General features: G+C 37.7%; 12 protein-coding genes. All 12 read right to left on the bottom strand.

The features are described from left to right. Window positions 1-14: 14 nt before the first annotated feature. The 12 genes from AC1XUO_RS16920 to AC1XUO_RS16865 all read right to left on the bottom strand — a co-directional run bounded on the left by AC1XUO_RS16920 (window position 15) and on the right by AC1XUO_RS16865 (window position 12669). The gene (locus tag AC1XUO_RS16920; RefSeq protein WP_483330953.1) at window positions 15-1283 is read right to left on the bottom strand and encodes an O-antigen ligase family protein; all 1269 of its coding nucleotides are present in this window, start codon (window positions 1281-1283) and stop codon (window positions 15-17) included. Beyond that, on the bottom strand, window positions 1235-2377 hold the full coding sequence (locus AC1XUO_RS16915; RefSeq protein WP_483330952.1) for a glycosyltransferase family protein: 1143 nt from the start codon (window positions 2375-2377) through the stop codon (window positions 1235-1237). Before AC1XUO_RS16915 ends, AC1XUO_RS16920 begins: the two co-directional genes overlap by 49 nt. Next, the gene (locus AC1XUO_RS16910; protein WP_483330951.1) at window positions 2374-3507 is read right to left on the bottom strand and encodes a glycosyltransferase family 4 protein; all 1134 of its coding nucleotides are present in this window, start codon (window positions 3505-3507) and stop codon (window positions 2374-2376) included. Before AC1XUO_RS16910 ends, AC1XUO_RS16915 begins: the two co-directional genes overlap by 4 nt. Continuing rightward, the gene (locus AC1XUO_RS16905; protein WP_483330950.1) at window positions 3476-4567 is read right to left on the bottom strand and encodes a glycosyltransferase; all 1092 of its coding nucleotides are present in this window, start codon (window positions 4565-4567) and stop codon (window positions 3476-3478) included. Before AC1XUO_RS16905 ends, AC1XUO_RS16910 begins: the two co-directional genes overlap by 32 nt. Beyond that, the gene (locus AC1XUO_RS16900) at window positions 4564-5499 is read right to left on the bottom strand and encodes a hypothetical protein (protein ID WP_483330949.1); all 936 of its coding nucleotides are present in this window, start codon (window positions 5497-5499) and stop codon (window positions 4564-4566) included. Before AC1XUO_RS16900 ends, AC1XUO_RS16905 begins: the two co-directional genes overlap by 4 nt. Before the next feature lie 8 nt (window positions 5500-5507). Further along, a complete protein-coding gene (locus AC1XUO_RS16895) occupies window positions 5508-6800 on the bottom strand; it encodes a glycosyltransferase family protein (RefSeq protein ID WP_483330948.1) in 1293 nt (430 codons plus the stop codon). A 30-nt stretch (window positions 6801-6830) separates the two neighbouring features. Then, complete coding sequence (locus AC1XUO_RS16890) at window positions 6831-7781, bottom strand: glycosyltransferase family 2 protein (protein ID WP_483330947.1); 951 nt, start codon at window positions 7779-7781, stop codon at window positions 6831-6833. Next, a complete protein-coding gene (locus AC1XUO_RS16885; RefSeq protein ID WP_483330946.1) occupies window positions 7778-8755 on the bottom strand; it encodes a glycosyltransferase family 2 protein in 978 nt (325 codons plus the stop codon). Before AC1XUO_RS16885 ends, AC1XUO_RS16890 begins: the two co-directional genes overlap by 4 nt. Further along, window positions 8740-9612, bottom strand: a complete 873-nt coding sequence (locus AC1XUO_RS16880; RefSeq protein WP_483330945.1) for an alpha-1,2-fucosyltransferase — start codon at window positions 9610-9612, stop codon at window positions 8740-8742. The genes AC1XUO_RS16885 and AC1XUO_RS16880 overlap by 16 nt, the downstream gene beginning before the upstream one ends. 3 nt (window positions 9613-9615) lie before the next feature. Continuing rightward, window positions 9616-10833 (bottom strand): ABC transporter ATP-binding protein, encoded by a 1218-nt coding sequence (locus AC1XUO_RS16875; RefSeq protein WP_483330944.1) that lies wholly within the window; start codon window positions 10831-10833, stop codon window positions 9616-9618. A 74-nt stretch (window positions 10834-10907) separates the two neighbouring features. Continuing rightward, window positions 10908-11762, bottom strand: a complete 855-nt coding sequence (locus AC1XUO_RS16870) for an ABC transporter permease (protein WP_483330943.1) — start codon at window positions 11760-11762, stop codon at window positions 10908-10910. Then, entirely contained in the window at window positions 11749-12669 is a 921-nt protein-coding gene (locus AC1XUO_RS16865) for a glycosyltransferase (protein WP_483330942.1), read from the bottom strand. The genes AC1XUO_RS16870 and AC1XUO_RS16865 overlap by 14 nt, the downstream gene beginning before the upstream one ends. Window positions 12670-12759: the final 90 nt, after the last annotated feature.

The raw sequence follows: 12759 nt of genomic DNA, 5'->3' as shown, positions 1-12759 counted from the left end.
CGGGGTTCTGAAAATTATCGGGATAGGTTTTTTAACCCACGCGGGAGAATCCATATTACCATGGTGTAAAGAAAAAAGATCTGACCGGGAATCAGATTGTATTCAACCCAGTTGATTACAAGTGTTGGGATAAAAAGAATGATGTAAATTTTAATCCAGTTCGCGTTGACCGATTTAAACAAAAAATAACAACTTCTTCCCAAAACGATAGACATAAGAAGTACACCTGATAATCCTGTTTCAGCCAACAGTCCTATAAAAGTGTTATGCGCTGAAATTCCTTCCGGTTTGTCTTTGAGGTTAATATTAATACGCTGACCAGCAGCCAAACCTTCTCCAAAAACGGGTTTTTGGTTAAAACGATCCAGATAAATTTTCCAAATCTTTTGTCGCTCCGAATAGGAGGTTTCCTTTCGTCCTTTAACCAAACCAGACATTCGCTCGATTCTGTATTTCATGTAAGAATCAGGTAAGGATTTTATGATTTTCTCACCGGTTGATGAACCTAGCAAAATATAGAAAAATAAAAGCAGGGTGGTAAATATCAGAATTTGAGGAATTTTTGGGGGAATGAAAATAAAAATTGTCGCTAAAATGAGTGCAAATAGCGGACTGCGACGTGCTGAGAAATAAACCGTCGCCACGCATACTAAAAATATGCAGAGAAAATAAATTTTCCTCACAAGACTTTCTGTGGTAAATCTCATTTTTATGATTGCCAGAATTCCCATAACCATCGTTGGATATGCCCAGAAAGTATTTGAAGAGAAAACAATCTGGTACATACCACCGTGAGGTTTCATGAATACCATCGTTGCAATGTCCAGAATAAGGATTACGAAATTTCCTGCCCATAAAACATGAAGCGTTGTCAATAACAATTCAGATTTAGTACCGGATATAAAGGACGAGTACGAGATGTAAAGCAAAATTGAAACCAAAGACAAAAAAGTCCAGGTGCCGTAAAAGAGATAACTGGTTATATCAAGACTGAGCGAACAGGAAATCATCCAGCTTATACCAAGCAGAACGATATCGAAATTGTCAGTTAAAATTCTGGAAGTGAATTTTGGATTTATCCAAAGACAATAACCAATAATCCACGCAGGTATAAAAAGCCGGATGTAAGGCGCAAGTTTGAGATAGACCGGCACATTATCAATCCCATAAATTGAATATCTGAAAAATGAATAGTTTCCAATCGTCAGGAAAAAGAAAAGGACAATAGGGAATATTACATTATTCCTGATCCTTCGGGCGATAATTTGTTTTGCTGTAAGCACATGACCAGGTTTTTATATTCTGTTGTTATCAGGTAGTGATGTTCAGGGATTTTTAGGAGGGATTGTCTGGCCGTTAACAAAAATTCGAATGTCAACACTGAATATAATTGCGCAGCAACCTGCTTGATATCGGCCAAGTCTACTTCAATCGCAATGTTTCCCAGGATCTTAGCCCGTTTTGCGTCTGCACTGTTTTTTTGCAGGATTAAAGGCTTATGGAAAAACAAACTTTCATAAAAGCGGTTGGTTCGCGCCCAAAGATGATTTCCAACTTTATTATTTGAAAATGGATAAGCCGCCCAAACAATATCAACATTATTGTAGATTTTTGATAAATCGTCAGGAACATGATATGGTCCAAGGTATTGGATGTTTTCTAAGTGCTGGATCCTTGTTTCAAAATCGCTGGTAGAGGGCATGAAAATTCCCTGTAATACAATATCAAACTGATTCTTACCGGCTAGAAGAATAAGGCAATCCAGAGATGCCCGGCAACGTAAAACACCGAAATATCCAATTTTTATCTTGGGTGAAATTACTTTCGTTTGTCTTTCAAAATCCTCTGACAATTGGTCGAAATGCACTTTATTCTCAATGATTCGAAAATCTTGAAGCTTGATTTTTCGAATTTTGATGAAGTATTCAGTTATAAATTCTGGTGATGTAGCAACCAGCAGGTTTATTCTTGGTATCGTCAATTTCTCGAAAAACCGAATTGATTTTCCCAAAATGCCTGACGAAAAAAGAACTTCGCGGATGTCGGGTATTTCGTAAATGATGAAGATATTTCTTTTAGAAAAAACTTTAAACAACACCACGACAAAAGCCAAATCAAATCCGTATACATAAATTATTTGGGTGGATTTAAGTGTTTTGATCAGTCGGAAAATGAGAAAAAAATACGTTTTCAGCCGTTTTGCATACAACGCATGATCAACTTTGCCGATCCATTTTGGGATTATGTCAGTTTTTACCGGATAATAATTTCTGAATACTGCAAGACAATCAATCTGAAATCCTGACTGTCTTAGGGCTTTCAACCTGGTTTGCTGATGCGCATCTGCCCAGTTATTGGATATAAATATCATTCTCATAATTTGTATTGATTGAGAATGTTCAGAAAGTTGTTTATAACCTGTGTCTGGGAAAAATTGGACTTAACAAATGCAATGCCATTTTTTTGTTTCTGCAACCGCTCTTCGGGGTTTTGAATTACGTATTGCATCACACAAGCAAGATTTTCCGGGTTTCCCGGATTCGCCATCCAGCCATTATTTCCTCCATCTAAAACTTCCGGTATTCCTCCGACATTTGTAGAAATAACGACTAAACCATTTGCAAGTGCTTCTAAATTCGCAACGCCAAAGGCTTCCATGCGCGACGGAACAACAAAAAGATGGCTGACCTTCATATATTTTTGTACTTCGAGCTGGTTTCTTGGTCCAAGAAAGATAATGTTGATATTAGACGAAATATTTACTTTGAGAATTTCTTCTTTTTGGGAATGCGGAGGGCCAATGATTTGTAAATCAAATTTGTAGATTTTCATTATGCCTAGTGCTGTGATCAGGTCAAAAAGCCCGCCACGGATATAGTCTGATTTAACGAATAATATTTTAATGGGTAAGTCAGGATTAATCGTCCCAAATTCAGGTACGCCATTTATCTGGACACCTTTGTGTAAAATGTGGAGTTTGGTATTTCCGGTATCATATTTTTTTATGATTAAATCAAACAAATACGTCGAATTTACAATGATACCACTTTCACACTTGCAGGCTAATTTCTCTAAATAGTGAAAGATTACATGACGAAGCCAGGTTCTGGATTCAGAAAAATTTCTCCTGGAAACGCATAAACTATTGTCGTCGTTGATCATCCCTAAAACAGGAATATCCAGTCTCAAAGCTGACCAGATTCCCGTTATTGCGTTGTTGAAAACTACGATATCAAATGCAAAACTGTGTCGAATCCTGACGCAGGCATTATAATATGGGAACATCCTGTAAACAAATCCCCAGAATTTTGTAAAAATATTAAGTTGAAGGTCAAGCTTTACAACATGATCAGATTCATGGCTTTTTGCTCCGATTGATACGTTTTCTGTCAAAATCTTAATCTCAACATGATCAAACATTTTGTTCATTTCGAGTAAATAGTTGGCAAATTTTGACGGACCGTTGGATACTTCCTCAAATGTATTCGTGACGAAGAGTATCTTCATTTTCTGGGATTTTTACCTTTTGGAACAATGTCAGTAAATCGAAGTAATACACTGAATCTGTTATTTTAAAGTTCTGTTTTCCAATTGAGTCCAGATCAAGCTGCTTAGCGCTGCACATAAGACCTGCGAGCTGTGCTGAATCCTGAAATAGAAGAAAATGCTGGTGAGCAAGCAACGAGCAGATCGCTTCCGTAGCTAACGTGATGACCGGTTTTGCAAAAGATAAAGAAAGAGCGATCGATCCGGAATGATCTATTCTGGTGAAAGGCAGCACGACAATATCAGCGGCGTTGAAAAAATACTGAACGCTGTCTTTCTCGATAAACTCATTATGCCAGATAATATTAGCGTGACCGGCCGACAGATTTTTTAGTTTTAATAGATAATCTTTATCAAGATTTTCACCGGCAATGATCAAATAATCGTTGTGTTGAACAATTTCTAAAAATACCCGGATCAGGTTTTCGATGCCTTTGTAAGGCTCAATCCTGCCGAAAAACAGATATAGAAAATCGTCTTCCTTAAAACCCAGATTAAGCCGGCTGTCTTTTTTTGTTGATGTGTTCGGGTAATAATGATGAAAAGGAACATCCTGAATAACGAAAATTCGCTCTGGTGAAATACCGAATATTCTGATAACTTCTTTCTTAACTGGCTCGGAATAAACACGTATTTTGTCACATCGTAAAAGGAAAAATTGATAAATGACCTTTTCCAGTTTTAATCTTAATCCTTTGTGATTCTGGATATTGTGAACCGTATGTATGATTGGTATCGATTTTATGTAATACAGATAAATAATTTCCAAAAGGAAAACCATCGATTTTATCAGAGTTACCAACATGCTTTTTCCCAAAATTAAACTGTGAATCCAATCGAAGTAAACTACGTCTGGATTCGTTTTATTAACCGCGGAGTATATGTTAAACAGTTTTAATTTTTGGGCAACAAAAACGTTCAATCCATTCTTTCGAAGGAAGTCGATCAGCAGGTATTGAAAAGGGTTTTTCGTACCTGCGTCTGGCAAAATCAAGATTTTCCTGAAATAAGTATGTGTCAATGTGTATGCTTATTATGATTCATGATATAGTCAAGTCCTTCCAGCTCATAGCCATAGCGAATCCTTCCAACGTAATGTTTGCATATACTGGCCTCCGGATATTTTTCAAAACTGACATCGTAGCCGGTTGAGAAATGATCTGTTTCAGTGTTTGAAATTCCTGCAAGCATCGCAAAAATGGTTTGTTCCAGACGGTAATCCGATAGATAGGGAAACAGAAAGTTTTGTTTTAACCACGATTCAATCCTCTCGAAATCGAAATCCTTCTTACTCATTACCCACAAACCTGAATTAATTTTTGACGGAATTTCAATACCTGACTTTGCATAAATGATATCCGGATTTGTTACATAGGCGTTTGCGATATCTTTATTGAAAATATTTGACTCCGTTTTCACATCCATCGCTCGAAAGAATTCTGTCGGATATTGAAAAAATAAAATGTCAGAGTCCATATAACCAATGCGTTCATGTTTTGAAAAAAACGGAACATCTATCAGCTTCATGGCCAAAACCTGCCGCCTGCGAAATTCCAGCATAGTGGGAAAGGTCGATAGGGCCTGTTCAATGATTTTATCCGCTATTTTCCTTCGAATCAGTTTTATACCCGGTAAATAGGTATTAATTTTTGTTTCGATCTGATCATCTATTGACCCGTCATCATGTATAATAAAATTGTGTCCTTTATTGCCTAATTTATTGATAATCATGGCAGAAATTATTGCCATTTCATGATCCTTTTTGCAGATCAAAATATGTATTCCTGGTTGATTTGGATCTTCATTTTTAAAAATTGGCAGATCTCTTAACATTTTCTGACGAAGTTGTTTCCGACCTATCAAACGGACCTCATTCAGCAACCGCAATGATAACCTGTTCACAAGATTAGACTGTGAAACCAACGGAACCAAAGGTTTTGAGATCAGTTTCATCTTCAATTTTAGTGCAGTTGCATAAGTTCTGTCAGGTTTTCAGTCAGGGCTTCAAAGGATTGAAGCTTCATCGTTTTTTGAATTTTTTCGTTGTTGTATAAATCCTTTTTTTCTGAAATATTTTGTAGGACGGCCGACAATTTCTTTTTGTTTTTTATCACGTTGGGTCCAGTTCCGCCGTTGAGATATTTGTCGTTTTGGTATTGATGAACAAATCCGTTTAACAATTTATCCTTTTTAGGATCTGCAAAATCAATCAAAAAGGAAGGTGTGTCAAAATATCCGGCTTCATATCCCATAGTTGTCCCAAAGTGGAAAAATGCCTGCGCATCCCGAATTTTGACGAACTTTTGATGTTGGGAATCGTTGTTTTGGTCTGGGGGGACATCATCCAGTATTACGTTGGGAAATTGACTTAGCGCATTATAAACACCAGCGTTTTTCAAAAATGGATACGGCCGGATCACAAGCTTCCATTGAGGCAAACTCTCCAAAAGTTGTGCTGCAATCTGCTCGCAATATTTTATTTCTTGTTTTGCCAAACGTTCATAACCTGTCGCACAGCCCAGATATATATAAGGAGCATTGATTGCAGGCGGATGTTGAAAAATTTTGTCAGAGGCGAAAAAATTGTCGATGTAGGCAAATTGAGTTGCACCCCATACATGAATTTTCTTATGGTTGATGCCTTGTAGAGCAATTAAATCGTCTTTTATTCCAGGATTCCAGACCAAATAATTTACACGCTTGCTGAACGTTTTCATTTTACAGGGATGATCCCAGCTATACACATACACCCAGATTGGTTTGTTTTGTTTAACGATTTGTGCAAACATCCAGTCCTGATAAATTTCGGTGAAACATAAAAACACATCAATTTCAGCCGATATTTTTAAATGAGATTTTATCAATAATAAACCACTCAGAAATTGATCATATTTGAGAAAATCAGGTGTTACTTTGCTCATTTTCAGCAAAATACTTGTTGTGAGTTTTTGTGCGGTATTCAGATCAGGATTCAATAATTTAATCCGTTCAGTCATATAGTAGTTATACCGGCTCTCAGGAATTTGTCCAAAAAGAAGATACAAGTATTGCCAGATTATGATAAATAATTTATTGAAACTGACAAAGTTGGGCACGTGAATAACTGGAATCCCGGGACCTAGTATCGTTTTGAACTTGCCTTCATCCATTTGACGGGCATAGACAATGATTTCATGTTCAACAGCCAGACGCCGAAGTACCTCGACGATGTCCTGCCTTGAATCCAGATATTGCGCAAGGACACCAATTTTCATAAGTCAGTAGTTAGCGTTAAAAAAACATGTTTACTGAAAATTCCATGATAAAATTTTATACAAACATTGATATCCTGATCTTTTGAATGGGTGCGATTTTATGGCGTTCATCGCGTACGCTATGGCTTCAAGCCAATGTCCATTTCGCCTCGAACGATAGGCAAGATGCCTTTCCCAAAAAACGGGATCGGTTGCTTTTTTTCTTTTAATTAATACGTTGAGAAAATCAAGAAGCTGGCTTTCATACGCCGGCTGTAAAAGATCGGTATTTCTTTTTCGCCTGAATTGCGTTATAAAACAGATATAGTCCCAAAAAAAATAATTGTACAGATGTTCCAGTTTATTGTCGTTTGACATCGATTGATCATGTTGACGATAGCAATAAAGATATGCATCGCCATTCATCAGCAGGTGTTTTTCTGAAACCCTGAACAACCAATCGATATCCTGAGCTCTGGTTATGAACTTTAGATTCCGAAAAGGTATTTCGGTCACATTTCGCCGCATCATTAAAGTTGCAAAAGTGATATCCGGCCTGGAATAATTGATGAAGGATTGATTTAATTTATATGCTGATAGCTCCGAATGTACGTTTTTTCGTTTTATATCTGAATAGAATTTAATCAGATGTGACCCGATTAAATCATACGCGGGGTTCGCTTCGAGAAGTTCAACAAGCTTTTTGATCCTATCCGGCTGGGCCAAATCGTCGGCATCCTGAATCATCACAAATTCTCCTGAAACAACACCGAACAGTGAATTCATGACAACAGGATATCCTTTATTCTCAAAATTTTGGTAGAGGATAATTCTTGAATCTGTAATCGTCTTAATTTGATTGACTGTTGCATCAGTTGAGCCATCGTCCCAAATTATTAATTCAAAATGGGTATAGCTTTGAGCAAGTATTGAGTGAATGGACTCCCATATATATTTGTCGCAGTTATAGGCCGGCATCACAACGGAAACGAGCCTGTTCATACGTGTTGATTTGGTGTAAGATGGATGATAAAACTCGAAATAATTCTGTCGATAATCTTGAATAAAAATAGCTGGATGGTGGATCTTTTTTCAATAAAACTATTCCTTATCAATAGGTTATTTCGCATTCGCTGCTCCATGACTATTTTTTTATCAACAGGAATGGTTGCATTTTTTACTACTAAAAAACATAACGAATTGTAATAAAAGCAGCTTTTGAATGTTCGGAAACCTTTGAAATAATCAGATTCGTCAGCGTTTAGCTTTTTATTTAAAACATATTCAAACCAGTCTTTTTGCGTTTTGAGAGCAGATTGTTGCTGGCTTGCCTGATGTATACGACTGTCATTCGACAAATGATTTCGATAGTAAACGAGCGTTTCTGGCAAGCAATAAATTTCCGATTGTTTAGAGATGTCCAGCCAAAGTTGGTAATCCTCAGCATGTGGGTAATCCGGGTTATATTGGAGAGCAAATTTTTCTATAACAGAGTTTCTAATGAATGCTGTCGATTGCCCGAAAGGTGGCGCTGACATCAGTTTCGTGAAGGTCGAAATGGTGTTACAGGTATTTCCAAAATGACCTCGTTTGTCGCCAACAAATTCCATGACTGCCCCGCAAACGCCAACAAATGGATTTTTTGACATAAATCTATACTGTTTCTCTAACCGATCCGGAAAACTGACGTCGTCAGAATCCATCATGGCGATGTATTCGCAACGTGCGTGCTGCAATCCAAAATTCCGGGTGCAGATGATACCGAGGTTCTCGTAATTCCTGAAATATCTTATCCTGGCGTCTGTAATCGATAGAATGATTTTCTCACTGTCGTCGGTAGAGCCATCATTAATTATTATCAATTCAAAATCTCTAAAAGTTTGACTAATTATGCTGTCTATCGCTTCAAAAACAAATTGTTCGGAATTGTAAACCGGCATAATTACGCTGATTTTTGGAATTAAAGCCGTATCCATGTTTCCGGTAGGATGGTGGAAGACTCACTTTCTGCTTTTTCGTCCGCAAACCAGCGTTTGGGCGATATAACTATTTTTTGGTCATGGGTATTCAGCCACGCACCCCACCAGCTAAAACTGCTGTTGGCGATAATATTATGTTTGCATAGGCCCATCAACTGTAAATCTTCTGCTTCCGAGCCTTCAATAAAATAAGCTGGAAATGACAGTTTGAGATACTTCCTTGCCCAAGAAATATCATCCGAAAAAATAAAAAAATGTGGATCAGACTGCCGGTCTGCTATATAATGGATTGCGTTTTGATAGTATTGCAGTGAACAAAGGCCGTGAAAAAAACCGACGTCCGGATTTATAACATAGTCTCCGCGGCGAACATGTAAACTGACGGAATTACATTCCATAATCTTGTCCGCCATGTGATTTTTGACCTTCGTCTTGAATTGTAAAGTGTTTCTTAATTTGGATTCAATTGTTTTGAAATAAAACTCTGATTGAAAATATCCTGTCAGATATGAATTTTTAGAAGTGCTTTGCTGTATTTCAGTGTCGTATAAAAGCGATGATTCGCTATAAATTGTCCATTTTCCCGACGGTGGGAAAATTTTCTTTATTGTCTGTTGAAATGGAACCGACCTGGTATTTAAAATTATTTGATCCAAAAAGGTTAATTGGCCGACAGAAATATCGAAAATATCAAGAGCATATTGCCGCAAAGTGTGTTTCTGGTTCATATCCTGTTTTTTAAGAAAACTTAGGTCAAAAGCCATTTTTGTATGATGGAAATCTGCCAGCGAAAGTGCTGCGGCATATTGAAATAATTGATTCCCCAAACCACCTTGCAACTGAACACAGATCATATTTTATCTGAAAATCTGATTAATCTGCACGTCCATTTGATTAAGTATCATACCGACATTTTTCGTTTTAAGAAAGGCATTATCGAGTGGATTTTCTTCAAAAGAAATATACATTTCTGCATCGATGTACTGAAATGTATGTTTACTCCTCGACAGTGAAACGACGACTTGATAAGTACCGGCGGCATAAATTATTTCGTTTTCAAAGAAAACAGCTTCAAAAAAGCCAGGATTAAGTTTAAACGGCTTAGACCAGATTGTCCGGACGGGAATGTTGTCTGCCGTAATCAGTCCCACTGAAACAATAAGGTCAGAAACCTGATAGTGAACGGTAATACCTACTTTAATCTGCCATGGGTCTGTCAACAGAAATGAACTTGCCAGGGTGTTTTCAGCATCAGCAAAATTTATATAGTTGATTGCTGCAATTTGAGATCGGTTATTATCAAAATGAAATTCGCTTTTTCCAATCGGAAGATTATTTAAATACCCATTGATAACATCCACAGTGTTTCCTTCAAATTGAACCTGACCCTTTTTTAGAGAAATCGCCCGTGAACAGAGCGACTTGACGGAGGCCATATTATGGCTTACAAAAATCACTGTGCGTCCATCGTTCTGGCTTACCTCTTTCATTTTGCCAAGGCATTTTTTCTGAAAATCGATATCTCCAACGGCCAGGACTTCATCGATGATCAGGATTTCCGGTTCGAGATGGGCGGCAACTGCAAAGGCAAGACGGACATACATTCCTGAGGAATATCGTTTGACGGGTGTGTCAATGAATCTTTCCACCCCGGCGAAAGCAATAATTTCGTCAAGTTTTACCCGAATCTCTTTTTTTCGCATACCCAAAATGGCACCGTTTAAAAAAATATTTTCACGCCCCGTCAGATCCGGGTGAAAACCTGTGCCAACTTCCAGCAACGATGCAATTCTTCCTCTGATCCTGATTCTTCCTTTGGTTGGTTTTGTGATCCGTGATAATATTTTGAGCAATGTCGATTTCCCGGCACCATTCCCACCAATAATTCCTAATACTTCTCCTTGTTTTACTTCCAACGAAATGTTTTCGAGGGCCCTGACTTCTTTTTCCGGCTCTTTTACTTCACTTTTCAAACGCCACCAATTTGATAAATCACGGGAAAGCGAACCGGTCGATATTTCTCCCAGTTGATAAACTTTGCTAAGATCCTGTACATCAATGACAGTTGGCGACATTTCGAATCACGTGATTTTAGATCTTAGACTAGGATTTAGGGTAGCAGGTCACCAAATTATTGTTCGGATAAAAGTCAGACAGTATCCATGAAATTTTTTTCGACCCGATTGAAAATCATGATACTGAACAATAAACTGAATATTGTTATTAAGGTGCTGTATGTCAAATAATTAATGGGGAAAACACCATGTCCAGTAAAAGCATATCTGAACGCTTCGATAATACTTGTAACCGGATTCAACAGCATGATCCATTGGTATTTTTCAGGAACAATGGTTAGCGGATATACAACCGGTGTCGCGTACATGAGCAGCTGTATTCCAAATTGGATTAAAAAACGGAGGTCGCGGTATTTTGTGGTTAGAGAGGAAATTAAAATTCCACAACTAAATCCAAATCCCGACATCAGCAGGATGAAAAAGGGGAGAAAAGCGATTGTCCAGTTTGGATGAATAGCGGATTCGGACCGAAGCAGGAAATAAAGCCAGACCAGTAAAAATAAACCAAACTGGATCATGAATTTTAAAAGTCCTGAAATGACAATGGAGATAGGCAAGGCCAGCCTTGGGAAATATACTTTTCCAAACAAACCCTGATTGGAAATAAACGTTTCGGATGTTTTGATAAGGCACTCCTGAAAGTAATTCCAGATGGTGATTCCGCTCAGGTAAAAGAGTATTTTGGGCATACCATCCGTAGAAATATTGGCAATATTTCCGAAAATGATTACATACATCGCCGTTGTCAGTATCGGCTGGATGAAAAACCAGATCGGCCCCAGAATCGTTTGTTTGTAAGTTGCAGTCAGATCGCGCTTGACAAACAGTAATATCAAGTCGCGATACTGCCAGAGTTCCCGCCAGTCAATTTCAAATAATCCTGTCGCCGGAACAATTTCAATGTCCCATACCTCTTCATTGTCGACCATGGTAGATGTTATTTTGTATTAACCACTTTTCTAAAATCCGTGCATTTACTTGAACCTGATGTGTTTCATCATGCCATTTTTTAGCATTATTGCCCAGACGGATGCGCTCCGACGGATTGTCGTGTAATCGGATAATTGATTTTACCATACCTTCAAAGGAATTTTCTATGAGGCAATTTTGGTTGTGTACCAGCCCCTCACTTCCAGCAACTGACGCTTTATGTGCAATTAAAACCTGGCCGTAATTCATCGCGACGGCATAACGCGTTCTGCTTCCTGTCGCCTTGTCATAAGGTAAAACATGTAGGTCATAAGGGCGTAAAACAGATTTTAAATCATCGGCAAATCCTTCACAAGTGACATCGGGCTGATTTAATAATTTGTATAATTCCATGTCGCAGCTGTTTGTCGCACCAATTAAGTGAAGCTGAAATTCAATGTTGTTACGTAGTTTAGGAATAATTTTATTGAGTAAATTTTTAATGCCAACACGGTTTGCAGTGGCTTTTGGAGACCCAAGATGGATTATTCTTAAAGGCATTTTCAATACACTATTTTCAGGAAAAGGAAGAATCGGGTATAATGTTGGTAAGTATAAAGTTGAACTTTTTGCACTGAGCTTTTGAATTTCTTGTAGCTCGTTTGAAGCACCGCCAACGACGTATTTTCCAAATTGCTGAATAACTTTTTTCTGAACGGTATGGAATAAAAAAGACTGGATGAAATCTTTAAATTTTCGCCTGCGGATTAAAATAAGTTTCCATAAAAAATCATGGTGGCTGTAAACTATTTTGCCTTTGAAATTTTTTAAATGTGTTACGAGTAAGAATGATTCGAGATGTTCAGCCCAAATAATATCTGGCTGTAATTCATCAATAAGATTTTGTAATTCTGATGCATTCTCCAAATTGACGGACGGGAATATGTGCGCGCCGCGAATTTTAGATTTTCTGCTAAAAATGTACGCATAAACTTTTGTATAAAGAGACGATCTAAT

Source organism: Dyadobacter sp. HNCC25DJ186, assembly GCF_056895235.1.
Note: the sequence above shows the minus strand (reverse complement) of the source record. Positions and strands in the feature narration are given on the sequence as shown.